General features: G+C 62.3%; 19 protein-coding genes. 6 read left to right on the top strand and 13 right to left on the bottom strand.

Features of this window, described 5'->3' with window-relative positions; all coding sequences use genetic code 11:
* Positions 1–31: 31 nt before the first annotated feature.
* The gene (locus P0D68_RS30900) at positions 32–892 is read right to left on the bottom strand and encodes a LysR family transcriptional regulator (RefSeq protein ID WP_408298161.1); all 861 of its coding nucleotides are present in this window, start codon (positions 890–892) and stop codon (positions 32–34) included.
* A 160-nt stretch (positions 893–1,052) separates the two neighbouring features.
* Here P0D68_RS30900 and P0D68_RS30895 point away from each other — a divergent pair, with 160 nt between their 5' ends.
* Positions 1,053–2,453, top strand: a complete 1,401-nt coding sequence (locus P0D68_RS30895; protein WP_408298163.1) for a DHA2 family efflux MFS transporter permease subunit — start codon at positions 1,053–1,055, stop codon at positions 2,451–2,453.
* A 292-nt stretch (positions 2,454–2,745) separates the two neighbouring features.
* Positions 2,746–3,675, top strand: coding sequence for a LysR family transcriptional regulator (locus P0D68_RS30890; protein ID WP_091793789.1), 930 nt, complete (start codon positions 2,746–2,748; stop codon positions 3,673–3,675).
* A 40-nt stretch (positions 3,676–3,715) separates the two neighbouring features.
* Here the strand turns inward: P0D68_RS30890 and P0D68_RS30885 are convergent, their stop codons facing one another.
* A complete protein-coding gene (locus tag P0D68_RS30885) occupies positions 3,716–3,967 on the bottom strand; it encodes a DUF1488 family protein (RefSeq protein WP_091800441.1) in 252 nt (83 codons plus the stop codon).
* A 376-nt stretch (positions 3,968–4,343) separates the two neighbouring features.
* On the opposite strand from P0D68_RS30885, the gene P0D68_RS30880 reads away from it, so the two are divergent.
* Entirely contained in the window at positions 4,344–6,584 is a 2,241-nt protein-coding gene (locus P0D68_RS30880; RefSeq protein WP_408468793.1) for a hypothetical protein, read from the top strand.
* A gap of 86 nt (positions 6,585–6,670) precedes the next feature.
* On the opposite strand, the gene P0D68_RS30875 is transcribed toward P0D68_RS30880, so the two are convergent.
* From P0D68_RS30875 to P0D68_RS30855, 5 genes are all read right to left on the bottom strand, one after another.
* Positions 6,671–8,128, bottom strand: a complete 1,458-nt coding sequence (locus P0D68_RS30875) for an isoxanthopterin deaminase (RefSeq protein WP_408298167.1) — start codon at positions 8,126–8,128, stop codon at positions 6,671–6,673.
* Positions 8,129–8,171: 43 nt separating this feature from the next.
* Positions 8,172–9,104, bottom strand: a complete 933-nt coding sequence (locus tag P0D68_RS30870) for an ABC transporter permease (RefSeq protein WP_408298169.1) — start codon at positions 9,102–9,104, stop codon at positions 8,172–8,174.
* Positions 9,101–9,934: an ABC transporter ATP-binding protein gene (locus P0D68_RS30865; protein ID WP_408298171.1), complete on the bottom strand. Its 834-nt coding sequence runs from the start codon at positions 9,932–9,934 to the stop codon at positions 9,101–9,103. Before P0D68_RS30865 ends, P0D68_RS30870 begins: the two co-directional genes overlap by 4 nt.
* 2 nt (positions 9,935–9,936) lie before the next feature.
* Positions 9,937–10,983, bottom strand: coding sequence for a Rieske 2Fe-2S domain-containing protein (locus P0D68_RS30860; RefSeq protein WP_408298173.1), 1,047 nt, complete (start codon positions 10,981–10,983; stop codon positions 9,937–9,939).
* Positions 10,984–11,050: 67 nt separating this feature from the next.
* The gene (locus tag P0D68_RS30855) at positions 11,051–12,082 is read right to left on the bottom strand and encodes an ABC transporter substrate-binding protein (RefSeq protein WP_408298175.1); all 1,032 of its coding nucleotides are present in this window, start codon (positions 12,080–12,082) and stop codon (positions 11,051–11,053) included.
* Positions 12,083–12,681: 599 nt separating this feature from the next.
* Here P0D68_RS30855 and P0D68_RS30850 point away from each other — a divergent pair.
* The 3 genes from P0D68_RS30850 (at position 12,682) to P0D68_RS30840 (ending at position 14,535) form a co-directional block, all read left to right on the top strand.
* Positions 12,682–12,861, top strand: a complete 180-nt coding sequence (locus tag P0D68_RS30850; RefSeq protein ID WP_177204973.1) for a hypothetical protein — start codon at positions 12,682–12,684, stop codon at positions 12,859–12,861.
* A gap of 213 nt (positions 12,862–13,074) precedes the next feature.
* Entirely contained in the window at positions 13,075–14,157 is a 1,083-nt protein-coding gene (locus P0D68_RS30845; RefSeq protein WP_408298177.1) for a glycosyltransferase family 2 protein, read from the top strand.
* A gap of 156 nt (positions 14,158–14,313) precedes the next feature.
* Positions 14,314–14,535, top strand: coding sequence for a hypothetical protein (locus P0D68_RS30840; protein ID WP_095419203.1), 222 nt, complete (start codon positions 14,314–14,316; stop codon positions 14,533–14,535).
* 144 nt (positions 14,536–14,679) lie between these two features.
* Here the strand turns inward: P0D68_RS30840 and P0D68_RS30835 are convergent, their stop codons facing one another.
* The 6 genes from P0D68_RS30835 to P0D68_RS30810 form a co-directional block, all read right to left on the bottom strand.
* Positions 14,680–15,984 carry an MFS family transporter gene (locus tag P0D68_RS30835; protein WP_408298179.1) on the bottom strand — a complete coding sequence of 435 codons (1,305 nt, stop codon included), beginning with the start codon at positions 15,982–15,984 and terminating at the stop codon, positions 14,680–14,682.
* Between the two features lie 236 nt (positions 15,985–16,220).
* Positions 16,221–17,951, bottom strand: a complete 1,731-nt coding sequence (locus P0D68_RS30830) for a SpoVR family protein (protein WP_091793776.1) — start codon at positions 17,949–17,951, stop codon at positions 16,221–16,223.
* Positions 17,948–19,219 carry a YeaH/YhbH family protein gene (locus tag P0D68_RS30825; protein WP_091793773.1) on the bottom strand — a complete coding sequence of 424 codons (1,272 nt, stop codon included), beginning with the start codon at positions 19,217–19,219 and terminating at the stop codon, positions 17,948–17,950. The genes P0D68_RS30830 and P0D68_RS30825 overlap by 4 nt, the downstream gene beginning before the upstream one ends.
* Positions 19,220–19,359: 140 nt before the next feature.
* On the bottom strand, positions 19,360–21,282 hold the full coding sequence (locus P0D68_RS30820; RefSeq protein ID WP_007181736.1) for a PrkA family serine protein kinase: 1,923 nt from the start codon (positions 21,280–21,282) through the stop codon (positions 19,360–19,362).
* 786 nt (positions 21,283–22,068) lie between these two features.
* Positions 22,069–22,830, bottom strand: a complete 762-nt coding sequence (locus tag P0D68_RS30815; RefSeq protein ID WP_091793769.1) for a 2-keto-4-pentenoate hydratase — start codon at positions 22,828–22,830, stop codon at positions 22,069–22,071.
* A gap of 375 nt (positions 22,831–23,205) precedes the next feature.
* The gene (locus P0D68_RS30810) at positions 23,206–24,981 is read right to left on the bottom strand and encodes a methyl-accepting chemotaxis protein (RefSeq protein ID WP_408298182.1); all 1,776 of its coding nucleotides are present in this window, start codon (positions 24,979–24,981) and stop codon (positions 23,206–23,208) included.
* Between the last annotated feature and the right edge of the window lie 432 nt (positions 24,982–25,413).

Raw genomic sequence — 25,413 nt, 5'->3', positions numbered from 1 at the left:
GTTGTATCGCGCACACGCCGCCTGCGCGCCCTCATTCTCCGATCCATGATCCGCGCAGATCGCTGTCGTGCAGCAGCTGCAGCAACGTGCCCGCCGGCCGGCTGAGCCGTTTCGCCGCGAGAGCGATGAATTCCACCGACGGCAGCACCGGCAGACTCGCCGTGTTCAGCGGCGGCGCAAGCCCCCGCGCGGCCAGATACTGCGGACGAACCGTGATGCCGAGCCCGCCGCGCGCGGCCGCGATACAACCCGCGTGACTGCTGCTCGTACACACCAGTTGCCAGCTGAAGCCGGCCTCGGCGAGCGCGTCGAGCACGACGGCCCGCGTCACGCTCGGCTCCGCGACCAGAATCAGCGGCAACGGCTGGCTCAGGTCGACCAGCGTGCCGGCGCGCGCCAGCCACTCCAGCCGACCGGTGAAGAGCGGCACGCCGCGCCGGTCGCCGAGCCGCCTTTTGCCGACCAGCAGATCGATCGCCCCCGCATCGAGCAGTTCGTACAGCTTGCCGGTCATGCCGATAGTGATTTCCAGTTCGACATCCGGATGCGCGTTGCGAAAGGCCGCCAGCACCGTCGGCAGCGGGCCGAGCGCGACATCGTCCGAGGAACCGAGCCGCACGCGGCCTTTCAGACGCGGCGCGCGAAACTGCGACTCCGCCCGCGCCAGCGCCTGCAGAATCACGCTGGCGTGCGCGAGCATGGCTTCGCCGTCGGGCGTCATGGCAAGCGAATGGGTGTCGCGCACGAACAGGCGCCGGCCGACGCTCTCTTCGAGCCTTCGGATGTGTTCGCTGACGCTCGATTGCGTGAGGTCGAGCCGCCGTCCCGCCTCGGTAAAGCTGTGGCACGCGGCGACGGTCGAAAAGGTCTTGAGCCAGATCGGATTGAGCATGAGCCATTGTCGCCTCGCTTATCGGCAAAGTCGATAACAGTCAGCGCCTCTAGTGGGTTTCCGATTGACGAGGATGTCAATATCATGACGGAATCGCCCCACCGAATGCTCCGGTCCCAGCGGCCGCCCGCTCATGCCGCCGCCCCGCCGCCCGTTAAAGATGACCAAGGATTCTTCCCAGACCGCACTGCTGTGGATCGTCGCCGCCGGCTTTTTCATGCAGTCGCTCGACACGACGATCGTCAATACGGCGTTGCCGTCGATTGCAAACAGCTTGCACGTCGCGCCACTCGCCATGCAGCCGATCGTGGTCGCGTACACCTTGACCATGGCGATGCTCACGCCGGCCTCCGGCTGGCTCGCCGACCGCTTCGGCACGCGGCGCGTCTATTTCGTGGCAATCCTCCTGTTCGTGATCGGCTCGATCTGCTGCGCGAGCGCGCATACACTCGGCCAGCTGGTGCTGGCGCGCGTGCTGCAAGGTGTGGGCGGCTCGATGCTGCTGCCGATCGGACGGCTCGCGGTCTTACGCAGCGTGACGGGCGAGCAGTACGTGGCGGCACTCGCGTTCATTTCGGTCGCGGGACAACTGGGGCCGATCGCCGGGCCGACGCTCGGCGGCTGGTTCGTGCAGGCGATCACGTGGCACTGGATTTTCCTGATCAATGTGCCGATCGGCGCCGTGGGCCTGTATGCGGTGCAACGCTTCCTGCCGGCGCATGGCGAAACCCAGGCGCCGCCGTTCGACTTCATCGGCTGCGCGCTGCTGTCGCTGTGCATGATCGCGTTTTCGCTCGCTGTCGACGCGCCCATGCCGACGCATCGGCTGGCCTGGTCGGCGGCGCTCTTCGTGCTCGCCGCCGTGAGCGCGCTAGCCTACATTCCGTACGCGAAACGCCGCGCCAATCCGCTCTTCAAGCTTTCGCTCTTTCGCGAGCCGAATTTCAGCGTCGGTCTGATCGGCAACCTGGTGTGCCGCATCGGTTCGAGTGCCGTACCGTTCCTCGTGCCCTTGCTGCTGCAATTGCAACTGGGCTATTCGCCGCTGCATTCGGGGCTGATGATGCTGCCCGCGGCGCTGGCCGGCACCGTCGCCAAACGCTGGATCGCGCCGCTCGTGCGCCGTTATGGCTATGACACGTTCCTGCTCGTCAATACCGTGATCGTCGGCTTGTCGATCGTGGCCTTTGCACTGATCACGCGCGACACGCCGCTCGTGGTCGGGATCGCGATTCTGGCGGTGTTCGGGGCATCCAACTCCATGCAATTCGCGGCGATGAACAGCGTCACGCTCAAAGACCTCTCGCATGCCGACGCCGGCAGTGGCAACAGCCTCTTTTCCATGGTGCAGATGCTCGCGATCGGGCTGGGCGTCTCAATCGGCGGCGGCCTCGTGAACCTCTTCTCCGCGCAGGTGGGATCGGCGGCGCTCGGGTTTCAGCTCGCCTTCGTGTGTGTCGGCGTGATCACGCTCGTATCGGCCTGGGCGTTTCGTCACCTCGACGAAACGCCTGCCTCGCGCACCGTGCGCGCGCAAGCGACCCAAGGCGCGGGCCGCTAACGAGACCATCGGCGGCGCGCGCAATAAAAATACGCGCGATGCCGAGTTGTCCGCTATTCCATCCAAGTATGCCCAATGCATGACGAGAGCCGCATGTTCCTGTTGCATCGGGCGAGCTCATGCAGATTGACGCCCGCAGCGTGATTGACGCGGTAGCGTGGCTGTCATTCCACTCATGACATGACATCATTCGTCCGCCTTACCAGGCGGCGTTTCCCCGTTTTGGCGCGTGAATTCAAACGGACTTTCGCGTTAGCATGTCACGCATTAATGCATAACAAAGGACTCTCACATGCCATTTGACGAGCGCATGCTGAACGGCATGGGCGTCTTGACGGCGATCGTCGATTGCGGCAGTTTTGCGGCCGCTGGCGAAGCGCTCGACATGTCGCAATCCGGGGTCAGCCGTTCGGTCGCACGGCTCGAAGCGCGGCTCGGCATCCGGCTTTTCGATCGCACCACGCGCTCGGTCGCGTTGACCGACGAAGGCCGGCGCTTCTACGAACAGATCGTGCCGCTTCTGGGCGGACTCGAAGAAGCCGCGGCATCCGCCGCGCAGGGCGCGACCGCTGTTCGCGGACGTTTGCGCGTGAACATGGATCCGTTCTTTTCGCGGCTCGTGCTTGGGCCAAGGCTGGGCGGGTTTGTCGACCGGCACCCCGACCTGCAGCTCGAACTGATCACCCGCGACCAGTTGGGCGATATGGTCGCCGACGGTTTCGATCTCGCGATCCGTTTCGGCGATCCGCCAGTATCGACGCTGATTGCCCGCAAGCTGCTGGACACACGGATTCTCACCGTGGCCGCGCCGTCGTATCTGAAGAAGCATGGGCATCCGGTGAATCCGGCCGAACTCGAAAGCGGCAAGCATGTGTGCATCAAATTCCGCGATCCGCTGACGGGCTACCCGTTCAGCTGGGAATTTCATCGCGGCCGCAAAAAGACCGTGATTACGCCGCAAGGCCGTTTGACCGTCAACGACGTGGGCACCTTGCATAGTGCCTGCGCAGCCGGCCAGGGCGTCGCGCAGATTCTCGCGCTCGGCGCCGAATCGCTTATGGCGAGCGGCAAACTGGTCGAGCTCTTTCCGGATTGGGGCGACGAGCTTTATCCACTGTACGCGCTCTATCCTTCGCGGCATCATCCGCCCGCGAAGGTCCGTGCGTTTTTCGAATTTGTCGTTTCGCTCACGGGCGGCGCGCCGCGCGAACCGGCAGCCTGAGTCCCGCTTCGGCGACGATTGCGCGGCACGCCGCGCCGCGTCAGGAAATCGTGTAGCGGTTTTGCGGGCCGCCGAGATATAGCCCGCGAGCGAGCGTCAGGATTTGCTCGCGATGCCGGTCGAACGCCGCAAGCACGGCCGGTTCGTCGGCGCCCACACTGGGGCTCAGATTCGAAATCACCGAACGGGTGACGACGAAAGCGATTTCGCGCGCATTGTCATAGCCCCAAAAATTGACGCAGTGGTGCGAGGCGTCATAGCTGCGGCTTGGGTTCGGGAAGTTGAGGGACATTTCGTACTCCCGCGAGAAAGGGTTCTCGTCCACGGTGCGCTGAATGACGGGCATGGTCAAGCGCTTGTTTGTAAGTGTGGAGGTCAGCGTGTTCTAGAGTTGGCCTTGCGCTGCAAGGCTTGCGCTTTTTCGTTCGACGGCAGTCACCGGAGATGCGCGTCGCGCTCGCGTGGTCATCCTCCGGTAACACACGGCGCCCTGTCCGAGGTGTTTTCATCGTTATGGCAATCCGCCTCAATGGGTTGCAACGCAGCGTCCCTTAAACATAACGAAATGCCCTATGACAAACTCCGTCTCCGATTTTCGCATTCCGTCCGGGAACGCACCCGGCAGGCTGCCGAGCCAGCACAACGCTGTCGCCCCGAAGCCCGCAGTCGTGGCGTCGAAAGACACGACCACGCCGGCCGAATTCGCCCAAACCATGCTGAACAAGTATGACGGTGGCAACCAATCGATCAACTACGCAAACGACACGAAAGTCACGCAAGCTCAGGAATCGACGACGAACCTGCTGATGACCGGCTACCCGCGAGGCTTCGCTAACGCGCGGGTGCGTCTGGAGGGTCTCGCAGCCGCTACGGCGCAGATGGACGAGGAAACCCGTGAGGGCTTCGCCGCGCGGGCGAAAGCCGCGATCTGCGAACCGGACGCCCAACGTGACGCCGATATCCAGCAACTTAAAGCAGACGTGATTGCCCAATTGAAGCGAACGCGCGCCGATCCGCTCAAACGCATGAATGCCGTGTTCAATATGCCGGCTGGCTCCGGGCTGCTCGGCGAAGCCGGCACTCAACGCTTGCAGCAGCTGCGCGACCAGTACAGCGCATTTAGCGCACCGGCCGCGACAGCGCAGCAACGCGAGGCCAATTTCGCGCAGGCCGTCAAGATCAAGACTGACCTGCAGCGCGATATCCTCAATAAGGCTGGCGACGTCTACGCGGCGACTCAGAAATCATGGAACGAATCGGCCGCCCGCGTGAACGACATTCTCGACGCGGCGCAGCAGTACAAGGCTGACAAAATCCAACTGCCGAAAACCTCGGACGATCCCGACTGGGATGACAATACGCGCAAGCCCGCCTATGCGAAGACCTTCCCGTACCAGTCGGTAATGGAGAAGCTGCTTTCCGACGACGGCTATTCGAGCCAGGAGCGCGCCACATCATCGGTGCGTCACCGCCCGCCTGAGCAGGTCGCGCAAGATCTGCTGACCTTCCAGCAGGGCATGACGGATCCAACGTCTTCGATATATCGTCGCATGCAGGCCTTGCAGGACCAGGCGCTGACGACCATGGACAAGCCCGGAGAGGGCCTGAGCCACGTTGACAGGCCGCAGACCTACGAGGACGCCGCGAAAAATCCACCTGCACCCGACAAGGACTACGTCAACAATCTCGCGAAGAACTACGGCGGCACGCTCAAGGACCTCGACGAAAAAACCCGCGAAATGCTGCGCGAGGATGTTCCCGGCCTTGCCGACAAGATTCTCTACGGCGTTGGCCGCGTGTTCGCCGACCTGTCGCCGATCCCGGGCGCGGACTGGCTGGCGACCAGGTTGCTCGATGCCGAATTTCCCGATCATGGCGGATTGAGCCGTGGACAGGTGGGCCTGATCGACGCCGGAACGGCAATCGGCGGCCTTTTGCTCGGCGGTCTGGGACCCGAAGGGGAACACCTCGCCGGCGTCGGCGAGCACCTTGCGTCAACTGGCGGCGCGCTCCACCCCGAGCCGTCTGCGTCACTGCCCGCCGGTGCGGTGGACATGTTCGAGCGCAATTTCGCGGGCAGCGGCAGCGAGGCCAAAGCCCCGAGCCCCACCGGATCCGACCATCAACACACGCCGGATGCGCCCGCGCTGCCATCACGCTACGCGGCACAACCTTCAGGCACGTTGCAGCCGGACCCGGCGCACGCCGGAGTCCTGATCGATTCGAAGGGGCAGAGGTACATTCAGGATAACGGCCAGAGCTATCCGGTGCGCTACGACACGGCCAACCAGACGTGGCGCGTCGTGCAACCAGACAAACCGGCCGAGCCGGGCGTGCCGATCGAGCGTCAGCCGGACGGCAGCTGGAAGCCGCATGACGCTGTCGGCCTGCGAGGCGGCGGAAACGAGTCCAGAGACCGACACACTGCCGTGGGCGACGAGCAGAAGGCCTACCAGATCCAGCAGGCACATCAGACATTGGCTCACTTGCAAACGCAACTGCAAACTGTCACGCAGGATGTGCTGTCGACCGCGCGAAGGCTCGAGGAGATACGCGGGCTTCAAACAACCACGGAACAACGGAAGGCGGACCTGCTGCAGCGGAAAAATCAGACAGAACAGGAGAGCGCCAACCTGATCGCCCAGCTTCAACAACTCGAAAGCACAGGTCAGCCTCGCGACCCGCAAGTGGACATGCGCATTCGCGAGCTCCGTGATCGAAGGCAAACCATTCGCGCGGAGCTCACCCGCTTCAACGATGATATGGCGAAACTGAGAGGGGAGTTGAACACTCTACTGCCCCAAATCCACCAACTCAACGACCGGCGGCGCCAATACCAGCAAATGGAAAGACAACTTCAGACGCAGATCGGGGTAGCGCAGTTTGAACTGAGCCAGTTGCTGCACTAGTCAGCGGCAGCCGATGCGGCAGCACTGGCCGTATCGGCTGCCCCGCCGACAGGCTCGCGTTTCACCGCGCTGTCGGCGGTGTTGCCTCACACCACCTCCTCCAGCAACTCCCGCACAGCCGCCCTCGCCTCGCGCGCCAGTTCCTTGAGATCGACACCGTCGATCCGGTCATCGGCCACCACGCGCTTTCCAGCAGAAAACAGCGCCGCGAGCGATGGCCTGCCGCCCGACGCCACCGGCCCGATCGCCGGATCGTGCAAGCCGAAATAGCGCGGGTCGTCGAGCCGATATACCGCGAGATCCGCGGCGAAACCCACCGCAATCCTGCCGACTTCGTCGAGGCCCATGATCCGCGCGCCACCCGCCGTGCCCCAGTGAATCACATCGGCCACGCTCGCGGCGTTCGCGCCGCCTTCGAAATTCCCGCCGCGAAACGTGGGTTGCGCGAGCATGCCGCGCCGCGCGCGTTGCGCGAGCCATGTCATGTGCACTTCGGAGATCATGTCGGCCGCTTCGTTCGACGCCGCTCCGTCGACGCCGATCGACACCGGCACCCCCGCATCGGCCATTTCGCGCACCGGACAAATGCCGCTGCCGAGGCGCCCGTTGCTCTGCGGACAATGGGCGACGCCCGTGCCGGTTTGCGCCAGCAGCGCGATCTCGTCGGCATCGACCTTGACGAGATGCGCGTACCAGACGTCGCTGCCTAGCCAGTCGTGCTCGCCGCAAAATGCAACCGGCGATTGCCGGTACATCGCATGCGCGCTGTCCTGGTAGCCCACCGTCTCCGAGAGATGGCTATGCAGACGCAGACCGAGGCGGCGCGCCACCGCCGCCGTCGCGCGCATTTCGGCAGGCGAGATCGAATACAGCACGGTGGTCGGCGCCATCACGACACGCTGCATCGCGCGCGGCGACGCGTCGTGGAAACGGGTGGCGAGCCGTTCGATATCGGCGATGTAGGCGTCGAGTGTTTCAGGGCGCAACGCGGTCGGCAGTTCGGCCTCGAGCTGGCGCGTTTGCGTCGCGCCGCCGCGCAGCAACACGAAACGCAAGCCGAGCTTCCCGGCCTCTTCGAAGAGAATCGCCGAACTGTCGAAGGGCATGTTCGGGTAGTACACGTAGTTGTGGTCGGCCACCGTCGCGCAGCCCGAGCGCGCCAGTTCGATCAGGCCGATGCGCGCCGCGAGCCGGAAGCGCCGCTCGTCGAAGAGCGCCCGGAAGCGATACGGCGTCGCGGCGAGCCACGGCGTGAGCGTGGCGTCCAGTCCCGCCGTGTCGCCCTTGAGCAGCGACTGGAACAGATGATGATGCGTGTTGACCCATGCCGGATAGACGACGCAATCGGTGGCGTCGACGATCGTCTCGCCCGGCTGCGGGGTGAGCGCGCCGATCGCGTCGATCGTGTCGCCGACAATGCGAATGTCAGGACCGCTCACGCGCGCGGGATCGTCGGCCGAGCCGCGGCCGCCGGTCATGATCGCCGCCGCGTTGCGGATCAGCGTGCCAGGTGTCGTGTGCTGTGTTGTGTCGTGTGTCGTCATGAGTTCGAGCGAGAGTGTGAAGCTGAGTTCGAGACCGCGTCATTCAAAGCTGGCTGTCGTGCCAGCCGCGCAAACCCGCGCGTGACACCCACGCCGTGATGGCGAACAGCACCACACCCGTCACGGTGATCAGCAGCAGCGCCGCGAACAGACGCGGAATATTCAGCTGAAAACCCGCCTGCAAGATCTGATAGGCGAGCCCCGCGCCGCTGCCGCCCGTACCGGCGACGAACTCCGCCACCACCGCGCCAATCAGCGACAACCCGCTCGAAATGCGCAGGCCGCCGAAGAAATACGGCAACGCGCTCGGAATCCGCAAACGCACCAACGTCTGCCAGCGGGTCGCCCGATTGATCCTGAAGAGGTTGATCAAGCCGGGGTTCACGCTGCGCAAGCCAAGCACCGTGTTCGAGATGATCGGGAACAACGCCACCAGCGTCGCGCACAAGACCAGCGCGACGTTCATGTCCTTGACCCAGATGATGATCAACGGCGCGATCGCCACGACCGGTGTGACCTGCAACAGGATCGCGTAGGGAAAGAGGCTCGCCTCGATCAGTGGACTCTGCACGAACAGCAACGCGATGACGACGCCCAGCACCGTGGCCAGCGCGAACGCCAACAGCGTGATCTTCAAGGTCGCGAGCAGGCTGCCGAACAGCAGCGGCGCGTCCTGCACCAACTCGCTCACGATCGCCGACGGCGACGGCACCAGATACGCCGGCACCTTCATCACCACGCACCAGGCTTGCCAGCACGCCAGCACCACGACGCCGACCACCCACGGCGCGATGGCCTTCGTCACGCCGGGGCGTTGCAACCATGGCTGCCGCTGGGAACTGGTAGCCGGCCTCGCGGCGGATTTCGCACGCTGCCCTGCGCCCTGCGCTGCAGCCGCAGCTGCCGCAGTCGGCGACGCGGCAGCCGCCCTGCGTCCCGACTTGCCCGAATGACCCGCAAGCACTTCGCCCGTCATGATTGCACTCCTGTTTCTTCGTTCGCCAACGACGCGCGATGCGCATCGGTAATCAACTCCGAGAGCGTCTTGCAATGCTGCATGAACGGCTCGCTGACGCGATAGGCGTCGTCGCGTTCGAGCGGACCTTCGATCGGCACTTCGGCGATGATGCGGCCCGGCCGCGCCTGCATCACAACCACGCGGCTCGACAGATACACCGCCTCGTAAATGCTGTGCGTGACGAACACCACCGTCATGCCACGCCGCTGCCACAACGCGCGCAAATCGCTGTCGAGGCGGTTGCGGGTGAATTCGTCGAGCGCGCCGAACGGCTCGTCGAGCAGCAGCAGATCCGGCTCGGTCACGAGCGCGCGCGCCAGCGACGCGCGCATCTGCATGCCGCCCGACAATTCACGCGGCAGCACGTGGCCGAATTTCGCGAGCCCCACGCCGTCGAGCGCAGCGGCCACGCGCGCGTCGGCTTCGCGGCGCGGCACACGCGCGAGATCGAGCGGCAAGCGCACGTTGTCGGCGACCGTGGCCCACGGCATCAGCGTCGCCTCCTGAAACACCATCGACATGCGCCGCCCCGGCGAGCCGACCGTCTCGAACGCTTGCCCCCACCAGCGCAGATGGCCGTGCGTGGGCGTTTCGATGCCGGCAAACATTTTCAGCAGCGTGCTTTTGCCGCAACCCGACGGGCCGAGCAGCGAAACGAACTCGCCGGGTTCGATGGCGAGGCGCACGTCCTCCAGTGCGATCGTGCCGTTCGCATAGCGCTTGTCGACGCGCTGCACCGAGAGCGACGGCGCGGCCACGTCAGCGATAAAGGCTTGAGTCGCCGCCATGATCATTCCTCCACGTGAATGGGCAATACTTCGCGAAATACTTCGGACTCGCCATGATCGTTCAGCAGCTTGAGCAGCATGCGGCGCATCAGCAAGCCGGGCTGATCCGATTCCATATGGCACTCCTGCTGACGCCGCACGTCGATGCATGCGTCGTAGTCGGTGGCTTCGAGAATGTCGCGGTCTTCGTCGGTGATCGGGCGATCCCAGTCGATCAGTTCCTGCGTCGAACACGCGTCTTCGGTGTCGTTGCGATAGAGCCATTGCGACAGCATCAGCGTGCGGTCGTCGATCGGCGTCGCGCAGTTGTAGATGATGTGATGGATACCGCTCGCCGGATACACGCAGCCAAAGCGCCGCGCGAACGGCATGAACCAGCGGTTGATCAGATGCCGCTCGGTGACTTCCTCGGTCGTGCCGGTGATGCGGTAGCTCGCCGGCGGATTGCGCACGGGCACATGCGTCTCGGCTTCGAAGCCCCAATCGTGCGGACGGAATTCGTACTTCGACGGTTTCGGATTGTCGAACAGGCCGAAGTTGCCTTTATGCACAAAGCTGAAATGCGAGTTGTCGAACGAGTTTTCCATCATGCGCAGCGGACTCGTTTCCCAACGCTCGTAAAACTGCAGGATGCGGCGATAGCCGGGCGCACCGTCTTCGGGAAACTCGGGGATGGGCTGCAACGGGTCCTCTAGCGCGACCCACGCGTAGCCGTAGCGTTCTTCGCAGCGATATGACGGCACCACGGCGCGCGACGGAATCGCGCCGCCGCCGTTCTGCGGAATTTTCACGCATTGGCCCGAGCAGTCGTAGGTCCAGCCGTGATAGCCGCAGGCGATATTGCCATCGCTATCGACGAATCCCTTCGACAGTTTCGCCGTGCGATGGCAGCAACGATCGCGCAACGCGTGCGGCTTGCCGCCCACGCCTTTCCATAACACGATCGGCTCGCCGAGCAAGGTGAAGGGCTGCGGTCCGGCGTCGAGTTGCGCCATCGGCATGATGGCGTACCAGAAGCGGCGCAGGACGTTTTGACGGGTGACCAGCATGTGATGCTCCTTCTTTCAGGCGTTCAGGCGTTGGGGCGAGCTTCGATGTCTGCGTGGAGGGCCGGCCTCAAGGCATCACCTTCGCGTTCTGAATGAATTGCAGCGTGTAGGCCGCGTGATAGTCGGTAGCGGGCTTGAGCAGTTTCGCGTCGACCATGTAATCGAAGGTCTTTTTCCAGCGCGCGTCGGTCATCGTGCCGATGCCTTGCGTGGCCGCATCGCCGCCGGTTACGAGCTTGAGTTTCTTCAGTTGCGCCACGCCGTAGGCGAGTTGGGCGTCGCTCATCTGCGGGTTGTCTTTCTTGATCAACGCATTGCCCGGTGCGGGATCGTTCAGATAGCTCTTCCACCCTTCCATCGACGCCTTCACGAAACGCGCCACGACGTCCGGCTTGTTTTTCATCGTGTCGCGCATCGTGACGATGGTCGAGTTGTACGGCGGATAGCCGTCATCGGCGAACAGGAAGAAGTGCGCGTTCGCATGAGCCTGCTCCGCCTGGAACGTTTCCGACGACGGATATGCCTGCATCGCCACGTTCGGATCGGCAAAGAACGGTTGCAGGTTGAAGGTGTACGGACGCGCTTGAGCCTCGGTGTAGCCGTACTTCGCCTTCAGCCACGGCCACCACGTCGTGCGGCCCGAACCGGCGACGAGGATCGTCTTGTTCTTCAGGCCGGCGAGACTGGTCACGTCGGCGTGGGTCATCATGCCTTGCGGGTCGTACTGGAACGCGGCGGCCACGGTGGTGACGGGAATGCCGGCTTCCACGCTGGAGAGCACCTGGAAGTCGTAGCCGAGCAGAAAGTCCGCCTGCCCGCCGGCCAGCAATTGCATGCCGTTGACCTGCGGACCGCCCATTTTGATCGTGACGTCGAGCCCGTATTTCTTGTAGATGCCGGTCGCGACGGCCTGATAGAAACCGCCGTGCTCGGCCTGCGCATACCAACTCGTCAACAGGCTGACGTGGTCGTCGGCGTGAGCCGGCGGCGCAACGAATACGCCGAGCGCAGCGCCGGCCAGGACGCCCGCGCCGGCAGCACGGGCCGCGATCGAACGAGCGGACACTGCAATGCGGGAGAGAAGATGCAACACGCGCATGACTGAACTCCGTGTGAATGTGGGAAGAGTTGGGATCGTGAGAAGGCAAGGCCGGATGCCGGACAAGGAACGGGCGATGTGACTGCCGCGCTGCGCGCATGCTCGATCGATACGAAGCATGGATGAACGCACGAGCGAACGCACAAGCGAACGCAGCTCGCCGCGTGTGATTGCGGTAATGCACAACAGTCGGGTGAACATTTGGGGCAACTGCATCGCACGCTCCTTGTTGGCGGAACCGGACAGTTCCGTTCAAACGCCGAATTGCTTCGACGTGGGCGCACGATGCGCCCCAAGAGCAATGCCCCACGGTGACCGGCATGGACATGCCGGCTCGCTAGCCGCTTCTACTCTGATTTCCCTCTAAGCGAATGTTGTGCCAGCTGCTGCGAAGCAGCATGCGATGCGTGCAGTCGGGCGTTCAGGCGCAATGCGTCGTCGGCGGCCGCGTCGCACTGGCGTACGGCTGCACTCGGGCGATGCGCGCCGGCACTGCGCAGGTGCAGATAAAGCGCGAATGCTTCGCTCGTGGCGCGCCGGATCGTGAGCCGGGCCTGCCGCTTGCTGCATGGAACATGTCATCCAATCAGGAGAGAAACATGAGCGAAACCAAAGTGCGTGGCGATCAGAAACCGGCTGACATGGAACATCCGCAGCCGGTCGTGCACAGCGACAACGAGAAAAGCAAGCTGCCGGAACGCGACGACGAGGGCCGCAATCAGTCGCCCGCAGACCGTCCGGGCAAAAAACCCGGCGAGGGAGAACCCTCGGTTAGTTGAAATCGTGCGTGTTGGAGGGCGAGCGGCTTTGCTGCTTTTTTTTCAGCGAAGCCGCATAAATATTCCCCTTCAGCGCGCTTTCATACGGCAAACATTTCTTCCTTATTTTTACCGATTATTTTTTTGGTGTGATGGACTATTTTTCTGCTTGCAGCGACGTGTGCGTCAAGCGGACCAGCTGCCGCCCCTCAACAGATAACAAAGGCGACGCTTATGTCCATCACTTCGACTCCCTCCACCCACCCCAAGGTTTCCATCTGTCTGCCCACTTGCGACCGCCCTGATCTGCTCGTGACGTGCATCGACTCGTGCCTGACGCAAAGCTACGGCAATCTGGAAATCCTGATCGGCGACGACTCGGCGGACAGGCGCACGGAGCGGTTGATCACAACGCGTTATGCACGCGAGCCACGCGTGCGCTATATGAGGAATCAGCCTTCACTCGGCCAGGCGCGCAATGTCGCGAACCTGTTCAGGCGCGCGAGTGGCGACAAGATTCTGCTGATCCACGACGACGACCTGCTCACCACGGACGGCGTCGAAAAACTCGTGTCGTTATGGACGCTGCATCCGCGACTCGAGGTGGCATTCGGCGACCAGTACGAAGCCGATCATGGCGGCGCCATCGATTTCGCGGCGAGCGCGAAGCTGAACGCCGCGTTTCGACGCTCGAAGGCTTCCGAGGGCCTGCAATCCCTGCCGGGTAGAACCGGGCTCATTCAGATGTTCCCGAACAACGGCTGGATGGCCAACGCCGAACTCGTGAAACGGATCGGCTACAAAGACACGTACGGCGTGTGCTGCGACTTCGTGTTTGGCACCGAGCTGTGTCTCGCGGCGCGCGAGGTCTTCTACCTGCACGACTACGTGTCCGTGTATCGCAAGACGGCAAGCTCGATCTCGCACAGCACGCGCGGCACGACGGCCGCGGCGACGCTCTGCGCGTATGCGTACGTCAAGGCATTGAAGCTGCCGGCGCAACTCGAGCCGTCGCGCAGATTGGCGTTGCGCCGTCTCGCGCCGATCGTGGTGTCGGCTCACGCGAAGAACCGTCAGGCGCTCGCCGGATTCAAGGTCGCCTTCGCCCATCTGTTCGCGTACCGCTATGGGCTGAACGCGCGGCTTTACTACCATCTTCTGATGCTTGCGCGTGGCGCGTTGAGCGCGCGCCAGCAGGCCGTGGCGGCGGCCGCGGTCGCTGCTGCGGCTACGGCGCCCGCGGTGGGCGTGGATCCGGCCGCCGTCGTGAAGGAGTTGGTCGCGGAGTTCGCGAGCGATCGATCGGAACCCGTGTGACGCGGCGCCGGTGCTGGACGCCGGTCAGCGCGGGGGCGATAAGCGGGTTTTCTGCTAAGCATCCGCTGCTAAGCAAACGCGTATTTGTTGCTTGGTCTCACGCAACACGCTGACTAGGATAGGTGTGATCCATCACCAGACCTGAGGCGATACGCCATGTCCGACAGTGCCTGTTTCAAGCCGCGTGTGATCGAACCGGTCGTCGTCAACCAGCCTGAAGGATTGGGGCTCGCAGTGGAGTTGTGGCTCGCGCAACCCGTCGACGGAATCACCGGGCGGGCGCTGCAGATTCACTTGCGCAGCGGCGCGAAAATGGCGCAGGCCGAAGCGCTGCGCGATCTGCTGCACGCGTTGGGGACCGAGATCATCGTGGCGTGAGCGTGCGCCGCGCGGTCGATACGCCTTCCGCTCAAAGCGTCGAGGCCGCTAAAACGGCGCTCCGGATCTCCCTGGAACGCCGCTCTCGACCCGCTTCGGTCGCGCCTAATGGTGCCTAACGGTGCGTTATGGTGCTTTGCAGATTCAAGGCTCGTGACGCAAATACCCTTCTTTCGACGGATCGCGCATACGCAGCGAGACGATGCCGGCAATCGCGCAGAGCGCAGTGACGTACCAGTAGAACGTGGACTCGCTGCCCGCCTGCTTCAACCACAGCGCGACATACTCCGCCGAGCCGCCGAAGATCGCATTGGCCACCGCATACGACAACCCCACGCCCAGCGCGCGCACTTCCGGCGGGAACATTTCCGCCTTGATCAGACCGCTGATCGACGTGTAGAAGCTCACAATGGCAAGCGCCAGCACCACCAGACCAAATGCCGCGTACGGGCTCGTCACGTCTTTCAGCGCATGCAGCAACGGCACCGTGCCGATGGTCGCGAAAAACCCGAAGAACAGCATGGAACGGCGGCGGCCGATGCGGTCGGACAACGCACCGAACGCCGGCTGCATCACCATATACACGAACAGCGCCGCGGTCATCACGTTGCTGGCCGTCTTGGCATGCATGCCTGCCGTGTTGACCAGGTACTTCTGCATGTACGTCGTGAACGTGTAGAAAATCAGCGAGCCGCCGGCCGTGAAGCCGAGCACGGTCATGAACGCGCCCTTGTGCACCCACAGACCGCGCAACGTGCCCGCTTCCTTGCGATGACGCGACTCGGCCGTGGTGGTTTCGTCGAGCGATTTACGCAGATACAGCGCGATCAAGGCCGCCAGCGCGCCGATCACGAACGGCACGCGCCAGCCCCACGCCTTCAGCTCTTCGGTGGAGAGCGTTTGTTGCAGCACCACCAGCACGAGCAGCGCGCACAACTGCCCGCCGATCAGCGTGACGTACTGGAACGACGCAAAAAAGCCGCGCCGCCCCTTGAGCGCGACTTCACTCATATAGGTCGCGCTGGTCCCATATTCGCCACCCACCGACAACCCCTGGAACAGCCGCGCAACCAGCAGCAGCGCCGGCGCGAGCGCGCCGATCTGTGCGTAGGTGGGCAAGAGCGCGATCACGAGCGACCCGCCGCACATCATGAACACCGACACCATCATGGCCATGCGGCGGCCGTGCTTGTCGGCGAGACGGCCGAAGAACCAGCCGCCGATCGGACGCATCAGGAAGCCTGCCGCGAACACGCCGGCGGTGTTGAGCAACTGCGTGGTCGGATTGCCACTCGGGAAGAACGCCGGCGCGAAGTACAGCGCGCAGAACGAATACACGTAAAAGTCGAACCACTCGACGAGATTGCCCGATGAAGCGCCAACGATCGCGAAGATGCGGCGCCGTGTGTCGTGAGCCGAAGCCACGGTTTGGTCGGTTAGGTCGGTCATGCTTGTTCTCTTTCCTTGTCTTTGAACGGAGGTAACGGTCGTGGCGCCGCCTTCACAACGCGCGAGCCGAGATGCCGTGGCGGCATGCTTCGCACGTGCGCGAATTTTACAGAAGTGCAAGGGAAAGATGGTGATTTGTCAGGCCGCGATAAAAAAGCCCCCGCCAGTCGCACGATTGGCAGGGGCTTCTCACAGATTCACGTTGATGTCCAAACGACCGCGGCTTCAGGAGGGCGTCACACCCTTACCGCCGGCGGTACATAGCGGCACTCGTAACGCTTGCGGACCGTGCCGTTCTCGTCGACGCTTTCCAGATAGACGTCGAACTGCCACAGGCGCGCCATATGCTTGAGCACTTCGTCACTGTCACCGGAAAGATGCCGGTTGTCGCTCATGAAATGCCGTAGCGTCAAACTCCGGTCGCCGCGCGTATTCACCGCCCACACCTGAATGTTCGGCTCGCGATGATGCATGTCGTACTGCCGCGACAACGCCTGGCGCACGTACTGATAACCGCTGTCGTCGTGAATCGCCGAGACTTCGAGCGCGTCGCGCATATCGTCGTCGAGCACCGAGAAGAGGCGCATTTCACGAATCAGATGCGGCGACAGATACTGCGCGACAAAACTCTCGTCCTTGAAGTTGCGCATTGCATAGTGCATGGCCGGTAGCCACGGGCTGCCCGCGAGTTCCGGGAACCACTTACGGTCCTCTTCCGTGGGCGCTTCGCAAATCCGGCGAATGTCGCTCATCATCGAAAAACCGAGCGCGTACGGATTGATGCCGCTGTAATACGGTTTGGTGACGGGCGGCTGGTAGACCACATTGCTGTGCGAATGGAGAAACTCCATCATGAAGCCGTCTTCCAGCTTGCCCTGGTTGTACATCGTGTTGAGCAACGTGTAGTGCCAGAACGTGGCCCAGCCTTCGTTCATTACCTGAGTTTGCCGTTGCGGATAAAAATACTGGCCGACCTTGCGCACGATGCGGATCACTTCCCGCTCCCACGGCTCCAGCAACGGCGCGTTCTTCTCCGCGAAATACAGCAGATTTTCCTGCGGCTCCGGCGGATAGCGCTCCTCGATTTCCTCCGGCAGCGGCGTATGCCGGGTCGGCAAGGTGCGCCACAGTTCATTGACCTGGGACTGCAAATAAGCCTCGCGTTCGCGGCGCGCCGCAAACTCCTTTTCGAGCGAGAGCTTTTGCGGACGCTTGTAACGGTCCACGCCGTAGTTCATCAACGCGTGGCACGAGTCGAGCAATTCTTCGACCCGGTCGAGCCCGAAGCGCTCCTCGCACTCGGCGATGTAATTCTTCGCGTAGACGAGGTAATCGATAATGGCATGCGCATCCGTCCACAACCGGAACAGATAGTTGCCCTTGAAAAACGAGTTGTGCCCGTAAGCCGCGTGGGCGATGACGAGCGCCTGCATCGTCATCGTGTTCTCTTCCATCAGATACGCGATGCAGGGATTGGAATTGATGACGATCTCGTACGCCAGCCCCATCTGCCCGCGACGGTAGCTCTTTTCGGTAGAGAGAAAGTGTTTGCCGAACGACCAGTGACGGTAGTTCACCGGCATACCGACGGACGCGTACGCATCCATCATCTGTTCGGCGCTGATGAGTTCGAGCTGGATCGGATACACGTCGAGTTCATATTGCTCTGCAACACGGGCAATATGCGAGTCGTACTCTTCGATCAATTCGAATGTCCAGTCGGACGGGCACGGCAGAGGCCGTCTATCGGCTACGTTCATACGGACTTCCCTTTGCCCCACGTTGGGCGTTCCGGTGTGTCCCCGTGCTGCAGCGGTGTCGACTGCTCCGGCCGTGGCGGCTCCCGTATCGTCCGCCTTTGCCTCGGCATGCCCCGACTGTTGCTGCTGCGGCACGCCTTTCCCGCGCTCCGGCGCGCCGTTCTCTGGCTCGCCGCGCGCTTCGTTGTGCGGGGGCTTGTTCGTCATGAATTAGCCGCCTGCTTTTCAAACAATTCACGAAACACCGGATAAATGTCAGCCGCGGTCTCGACCTTCTTCATCGCCATGTGCGGCTGGCTCAGGGCTAACTGCGCATATTCCAGCCACAAGTTCTGCTCTTCCGGCGTCACCTGAATATACGCAAAATAGCGCACCTTCTCCAGGATGTCATCAGAGAGAATCTTGCGGCACTTTGGCGAGTCGTCGGTCCAGTTGTCGCCGTCCGACGCCTGAGCGCCGTAAATATTCCATTCAGTCGGCGAATAGCGCTCGTCCATTACCTTCTGCATCAGCTCCAGCGCGCTCGACACGACCGTGCCGCCGCTTTCGGTCGAGTGGAAGAACGTGTCTTCGTCGACTTCCTCGGCGCGCGTATGGTGGCGAATGAACACCACTTCAATCTTCTCGTAGTTACGCTTGAGAAACAGATACAGCAGAATGAAGAAGCGCTTGGCGAGATCCTTGCGCTGCTCGTCCATGGAACCGGACACATCCATCAGACAGAACATCACCGCCTGACTGGAAGGCGTGGGCTGCTTCACGCGGTTCACATAGCGCAGATCGAACGGATCGATAAACGGAATCCGCCAGATGCGCCCACGCAAATGGTGAATTTCCTCTTCGAGCAGTTTGATCTCGTCACGACGATCGTCGGGATCGGCTTTCATCACCTCCAGTTGCCGTTCCATTTCGTGCAACTGGTTGACGAGCGGCGCACCGAGCGCAATGCGGCGGCCGAGCGCGCTGCGCAGCGAACGGACCACGTCGATATTGTTCGGCGTGCCTTCGGCGGCCCAGCCCGCGCGGATGCTTTTCCACGTGGGCACGGCCATCAGATGGGTTTTGACGAGACGCGGCAGTTCGAGGTCGTCGAAGAAATACTGCATGAATTCTTCGCGGCTCAGTTCGAACACGAAGTCGTCCTGACCCTCGCCTTCGTTGCTGGCCTGGTTGCCCCCGCCTCCACCGCCGCCGCCTTGCGGGCGCTGGATCTTGTCGCCGCGGATATAGTCGGCATTGCCCGGATGCACCATTTCCCGCTTGCCGCCGGGGCCATGCCGGAACGACGGTTCCGCAATGTCCTTGCGCGGGATCGTGATGCTCTGGGTGTTCTGAATATCCTTGATGCTGCGGTCGCGCACCGCTTCCGAAACGGCGCGACGAATATAGTTCTTTACGCGACGCAAAAAACGCTCGCGATTCGCAATGCTCTTGTTTTTGCCTGCCAACCTGCGGTCGATGATTTGATGAAGCACGCCCGGTCTCCGATCCCATGCAGCTGCACTAATTTCGGGTGCGCGAGACGCACGTTGCCTGAAGCAACGCTATGTCCATGCAATTTGCGCCTCGCAGGGTGCCCGCGCGGATGGACCGCGCGGGCGGCACGCAATGCGCATCATGACGACTTGCGCACGCGCAGATACCAGTCACACAGCAAGCGCACCTGCTTCGGCGTATAGCCCTTCGTCACCATGCGATTGACGAAGTCTTCGTGCTTGCGTTGCTCTTCCGCCGAACCCTTGGCGTTGAACGAGATCACCGGCAGCAACTCTTCCGTGTTCGAGAACATCTTCTTTTCGATCACGACGCGCAGCTTTTCGTAGCTGACCCATGCCGGATTCTTCCCGCCATTGGCCGCACGCGCACGCAGCACGAAATTCACGATCTCGTTGCGGAAGTCCTTCGGGTTGCTGATGCCCGCGGGTTTCTCGATCTTCTCCAGTTCGGCGTTCAGCGCCGCGCGGTCGAAACTCTCGCCGGTGTCGTGGTCGCGGAACTCCTGATCCTGGATCCAGAAGTCCGCGTACGTCACGTAACGATCGAAAATGTTCTGACCGTACTCGGAATACGACTCCAGATACGCGGTCTGAATCTCCTTGCCGATAAACTCCGCATAGCGCGAGGCGAGCACGTCCTTGATGAACGACAGATACTTCTGCTCGGTTTCCGGCGGGAACTGTTCGCGTTCGATCTGCTGTTCGAGCACGTACATGAGGTGCACCGGATTAGCCGCGACCTCGGTCGAATCGAAGTTGAACACGCGCGAAAGAATCTTGAACGCGAAACGGGTCGACACGCCGGTCATCCCTTCATCCACGCCCGCGAAATCGCGGTACTCCTGATAAGACTTGGCCTTCGGATCGGTGTCCTTCAGATTCTCGCCGTCGTACACCTGCATCTTCGAGAAGAGGCTTGAATTCTCCGGCTCCTGCAAACGCGTGAGCACGGACATCTGCGCCATCATCTTCAACGTGCCAGGTGCGCACACCGCGTTCGCCAGCGACGAATTGCGCAGCAGCTTCTCGTAGATCTTGATCTCTTCACCGTAGCGCAGGCAGTACGGCACCTTCACCACGAAGATCCGGTCGAGCAGTGCTTCGTTGTTGCGGTTGTTGCGGAACGCCTTCCATTCGGACTCGTTCGAGTGAGCCAGAATCACACCGTCGAACGGGATCGCGCCGAACCCTTCCGTGCCCTTGAAGTTACCTTCCTGGGTCGCCGTGAGCAGCGGGTGCAGCACCTTGATCGGCGCCTTGAACATTTCGACGAACTCGAGCAGGCCCTGATTCGCGAGACACAGGCCACCGGAGTAGCTGTACGCGTCCGCGTCGTCCTGAGCGTACTGTTCGAGTTTGCGGATGTCGACCTTACCGACCAGTGACGAAATGTCCTGATTGTTTTCGTCGCCCGGCTCGGTCTTGGCTATACCGATCTGGCGAAGGATCGACGGGTAGCGGCGCACCACGCGGAACTTGCGGATGTCGCCGTTGTATTCGTGCAGGCGTTTGACCGCCCACGGGCTGAGGATGCTTTTGAGGTAGCGGCGTGGAATGCCGTATTGTTCTTCGAGAATCGGGCCGTCTTCCTCGTAGTCGAACAGACCGAGCGGCGACTCGTTCACGGGCGAGCCCTTGATCGCGTAAAACGGCACACGCTCCATGAGCTGCTTGAGACGTTCCGCGATCGACGATTTACCGCCGCCGACCGGGCCCAACAGATACAGAATCTGCTTCTTTTCTTCGAGCCCCTGGGCAGAGTGCCGGAAGTAGGCGACCACCTGCTCGATCACCTCTTCCATTCCGTAGAACTCACGGAATGCGGGGTATACCTTGATGACCTTGTTCGCGAAGATGCGCGACATGCGCGGATCGTTACGAGTGTCGATCTGTTCCGGCTCCCCGATCGCCGTCAACATGCGTTCGCCAGCCGTGGCGTACGCGGCGGGATTGTCTTTGCAGAGCGCGAGATACTCCTCGAGCGAGAGCTCATCTTCTCGCGTTTTCTCGAAGCGGGTCGCGAAACTGCTGTAGATATCCATGCTACCTCCTCGCCGAAGTCTAGACCGATGTCGTGCGCGGCGCGCTATTCGGAAACGACATCGCTCGAATTCATCCTAAACCCTTTTAAATTTTTTTTCACGAACTACGTTGCGAAAATCGCGCCGCATTCGCCTCCCGACAATCCTCACTTGGAAACAAAGTTTCGACGACCTACAATCTTGCACTCGTATCTTGCACTCGTAACGCAGCGATTATGGTCACACGTCGCTGCCTTTGCACTCATGCCTTGCGGCCATATCAGCACTCTGCCTCAGTGCTGCTCAGTGATCCTGCAAACACGTCCCGCGCCAGCCGCTACGTTCATCGAACGATCCCACTGCTGTATCAGACGGCGTGTCTGCACACACACACTTTGTTGCTGAAAGCGCAGACGTGAGCCCGTTTTCTGTATCCGCCTCTTTTTTCATCAACGCGCGACACAAGCGTTCGGTCTACGCAAACAGTTGCCTGTTACATCTTCATGCATTGGTCATGCGTCATGCCAATCTCGATCATTTCACCTTGCAGCGTCAATCGCTTCGTCAACGCGCGAGCAATTTTGTTCCGCGCGTTTTCATCCGTTGTACCAGTCATGTCGTTTCGCCTTACCCGCGTCGGCGGCGTGGTTAGCCACCTGTATAACTGGATGACGGCGAGACCCTGCGTCGTTCCAATAGGTGTATACGGCACGGCGGCCATCACAGATGCGAAAAATGTAAAACGGCCGCCCATAGGCAGCCGTTTGAGTGGAGTTTGGTAATGCGCTGTTACAAGCGCGCAGCCTCTCAGGTCAGTTCAATTTCCACTTCTCCAAGTCCGTCGATGTGCCCACGCACGATGCCCGCTTTGTCCAGCCTGTGTGCGCCGACGTACGAACCGGTGGTGAGCGTCCATTCCGGCTCGATGGTGATGCCCATGGCGGCGCAGTGGTTGACGAACCACACCAGCAGTTCGCGCGGGTCGCCAGCCGGATTGCCCGTGGCCTCCGGTATCAGCGAGTCACCGTCGAAGCTCAGCTCCAGCTCCGGTGAAACGAAGTCGAAGCCACGCGCGAGCCCCGAATAAGCGACAGGATGACCGGTGATCAACGCGCCGTTGTTCTGGGCGTCGGCCAGTTGCGCAAGCGGCGCGACGTTCGGCCACTCGGTAAAGCGGCTGTCGACGATCTCGATGGCCGGCAGCACGACGCCGACCTTCGCCAGCACCTCGTCGCGCGCATAGGCCCGGCCGCGCGGCTCGATCGCCTCCGCGAAGCGGAAGGCGATTTCCAGTTCCACCAGCACCCGGAAGAAGCCGGCATGCGCGATGCGCGCCGGCGAAGGCAATACCAGCGAGGCCGGAATCGGCGCGCCAGAGGCGGCGCCGCCCGGCACTTTGGCGCCGATCTTCCAGCCACCGGTTGATTCGCCGAGACCGGCGATGACCGCCTGCTGGATCGCGTACGCGGTTGCCGCATCGGGCGGCAGGCTGTCGGGTGCGGGCACATCGATCGGGCGATGCTGCCGGCGTGCTTCGACGAGGCGGTGCGCGAGGTCGTGAGGCGTCATGTCGGTCCTTTGTGGCTGGCGCATTGAGCGGTTGAATGTGGCGTGTGGGTGGGTGGCCATGCGTCGCGGCGCTCGAAGGCGGCAAAACCGCGCCCGTTGAACTGACGAGCCGCGTCGGCGATTGCCGCTACATGTCTGGCAGCGACCCCCAAAGTGACTTTCTTCGGGGCGTCCGTCAATGTACCGGATCATTACGCTTGCCAGGGTACGGACTGCATACGCAAACGTTGGTTAATGCGCACACCATAAAAAAAGACCGCGAATGCGTACGCAATCGCGGTCTTTACGAGTGGCGCGGTCAGCTGAACGGCCGCGCTTACCCATCTAATGGGATCGGCCGACGCGTCGGGAACGAATGTTGCAACCTACGTCCCGTCAGAACGTCTCCCAATCTTGATCGCTGCCAGCTCCAGCGGACGCCATAGCTTTTGCGGGCGCGCGTGCCGTTGCGGCAGCGGGCTGTGCTGCTGCGGCAGGCGCTTTCGTCACGGCGGCGGATTGCGGCGCGGGTTGCATGGCAGGTGCGCGCGAAGCCTTGCGTGCGATCACCGGGCGCAGCGGCGCAGGCGCGCGCTTCGGCGCGGCGCTCATGGGCGGCGTGAGGCCGCCTTCTTCCAGGTGAAACACCGCTACGGCCTGACGCAACTTGCCGGCCTGATCTTCGAGCGACGAGGCCGCGGCCGCTGCTTCTTCGACCAGCGCGGCGTTTTGCTGCGTGACTTCGTCCATCTGCGTGACGGCGCGCGCCACCTGATCGATGCCGCTGCTCTGTTCTTCCGAAGCCGCGGCGATTTCTCCCATGATGTCGGTCACGCGCTGCACCGCACCGATGATGTCGGTCATGGTGCGGCCGGCTTCGTCGACCAGCGCCGAACCCGATTGAACGCGCTCGACCGAGGTATCGATCAGTTCCTTGATTTCCTTCGCCGCCGCCGACGAACGCTGGGCGAGACTGCGCACTTCGCCCGCCACCACCGCGAAACCGCGCCCTTCTTCGCCGGCGCGCGCGGCTTCCACGGCCGCATTCAGGGCCAGGATATTGGTCTGGAACGCGATCCCTTCAATGATCGAAATAATGTCGGCGATCTTCGCCGAGCTTTGATTGATGTCGCCCATCGTGCCGACCACCTTCTCGACCACGGCGCTGCCCTTGTTGGCGATCTCCGACGCATTCGCCGCAAGCGAGCTGGCCTGGCGGGCGTTGTCGGCGTTCTGCTTGACCGTGCCGGTGAGCTCTTCCATGCTCGACGCGGTTTCCTGCAGCGCCGAGGCCTGCTCTTCGGTGCGCGAGGACAGGTCGATATTGCCGGCGGCGATCTCGCGGGTTGCAGTCGCAATCGATTCGCTGCCGCTGCGCACGGTGCGCACCGTTTCGGTGAGGCTGCGCTGCATTCTGGCGATGCCTTCGAGCAGTTGCCCCATCTCGTCACGCGAAGTCACGACCACCGGGCGGCGCAGATCGCCTGCCGAGATCGCATCGAAATGACCGAGCGCGGCGTCGAGCGGCCGGGCGATCGCGCGGCTGAGCGTCAGATACGAGATCGCCGCGGCCAGCACGCCGATCAGCAATGCGCCCGCGCTCACCAGGCGGAACAGTTCGAAGCTGCTTTGCGCCGCGTCGTAGCCATCTTTGGCCGACGCGAACTGGAATTTGCGCAGCGCGTCGTCGGAATTGGCGAGTTCACTGTAGGCGGCTTGCAGCCGTTTGGCGCCGTCGACCAGCTTGCTCTGGTCGTTTGCGGCAACGATTGCCGCAAAAGCATCCAGTTGCTGATGCAGCGCGTCACGCTTGGCCACCACGTCCTGCGCGAGGCGCTCCTCATCCGGCCCGCGCGGCAGGTCCATATACTTTTTCCACCACATATCGGACGTGACGCGCATGGTGCGCGCGCGCTCGATTGTCGGCGCAACTTCCGGCGTGCCGATCAGGAACGCCGCCCGGTCGAGCGCCAACCGCTCGCGCGCCGCGTAGAGTTCGGCGTTGCCGATATCGACCGCGCTTGGCATGGCATTGGTGAACGTGTCCTTCAAGGCGTGGTTCGAATCGCTCATACCGAACAAACCGAAAACGCCGATGGCCACCAGCAACGCGGCGAGAAAAGCCATCGTGAGGCCTATGCGCGCCTTGATCGTAATGCCCTTGTTCAACATGTCTGGTTCCTGTGCTTTGAAAATGAGAGTTGCGTACGCAGCGGTTGGCGTGTGGTGGCTGCGTGTCGGCGCTCATTTGAGGCGGCGCTCTAATAACCCCGTTTACGGCACAGCAATTATTTCCTTGAAGGATTTATATGGTATGAGGAAAGGCGATGTAAGCAATTGGCAGGAATTACAAATCACTGACGGCGAGACGCTGATGCGAACCGACGATGCGAGATGCACCTAGGGTTGCTTGCGGAGGGGAAGTCAGAAAGACGGTGCGCCGTTTTGTAGAAATCGGGCGCAATGCAGCGTGCCAGCGGCACTAAATGACGCCTGCTCCGGGAAATCTATGTCCAGGTCGTCAGCAGCGGTCATGCACGGATGCACCGGGCGAGCGGGTGCGCACCATCGCGCGCATGCGGGTTCGACAATGCGCGCGGCGCG

This window comes from Paraburkholderia sp. RL17-380-BIE-A (assembly GCF_046028085.1).
GTDB lineage: Bacteria > Pseudomonadota > Gammaproteobacteria > Burkholderiales > Burkholderiaceae > Paraburkholderia.
This window is presented reverse-complemented; position numbering and strand designations above follow the sequence as displayed.

Coding starts and splice junctions, on each gene's coding strand:
- P0D68_RS30890 (WP_091793789.1), top strand. CDS start 2,746: ATGCCATTTGACGAGCGCATGCTGAACGGCATGGGCGTCTTGACGGCG.
- P0D68_RS30815 (WP_091793769.1), bottom strand. CDS start 22,830: ATGACGCCTCACGACCTCGCGCACCGCCTCGTCGAAGCACGCCGGCAG.
- P0D68_RS30860 (WP_408298173.1), bottom strand. CDS start 10,983: ATGCTGGTCACCCGTCAAAACGTCCTGCGCCGCTTCTGGTACGCCATC.
- P0D68_RS30850 (WP_177204973.1), top strand. CDS start 12,682: ATGAGCGAAACCAAAGTGCGTGGCGATCAGAAACCGGCTGACATGGAA.
- P0D68_RS30855 (WP_408298175.1), bottom strand. CDS start 12,082: ATGCGCGTGTTGCATCTTCTCTCCCGCATTGCAGTGTCCGCTCGTTCG.
- P0D68_RS30875 (WP_408298167.1), bottom strand. CDS start 8,128: ATGACGACACACGACACAACACAGCACACGACACCTGGCACGCTGATC.
- P0D68_RS30900 (WP_408298161.1), bottom strand. CDS start 892: ATGCTCAATCCGATCTGGCTCAAGACCTTTTCGACCGTCGCCGCGTGC.
- P0D68_RS30885 (WP_091800441.1), bottom strand. CDS start 3,967: ATGTCCCTCAACTTCCCGAACCCAAGCCGCAGCTATGACGCCTCGCAC.
- P0D68_RS30810 (WP_408298182.1), bottom strand. CDS start 24,981: ATGTTGAACAAGGGCATTACGATCAAGGCGCGCATAGGCCTCACGATG.
- P0D68_RS30830 (WP_091793776.1), bottom strand. CDS start 17,951: ATGACGAACAAGCCCCCGCACAACGAAGCGCGCGGCGAGCCAGAGAAC.
- P0D68_RS30840 (WP_095419203.1), top strand. CDS start 14,314: ATGTCCGACAGTGCCTGTTTCAAGCCGCGTGTGATCGAACCGGTCGTC.
- P0D68_RS30865 (WP_408298171.1), bottom strand. CDS start 9,934: ATGGCGGCGACTCAAGCCTTTATCGCTGACGTGGCCGCGCCGTCGCTC.
- P0D68_RS30820 (WP_007181736.1), bottom strand. CDS start 21,282: ATGGATATCTACAGCAGTTTCGCGACCCGCTTCGAGAAAACGCGAGAA.
- P0D68_RS30870 (WP_408298169.1), bottom strand. CDS start 9,104: ATGACGGGCGAAGTGCTTGCGGGTCATTCGGGCAAGTCGGGACGCAGG.
- P0D68_RS30845 (WP_408298177.1), top strand. CDS start 13,075: ATGTCCATCACTTCGACTCCCTCCACCCACCCCAAGGTTTCCATCTGT.
- P0D68_RS30895 (WP_408298163.1), top strand. CDS start 1,053: ATGACCAAGGATTCTTCCCAGACCGCACTGCTGTGGATCGTCGCCGCC.
- P0D68_RS30835 (WP_408298179.1), bottom strand. CDS start 15,984: ATGACCGACCTAACCGACCAAACCGTGGCTTCGGCTCACGACACACGG.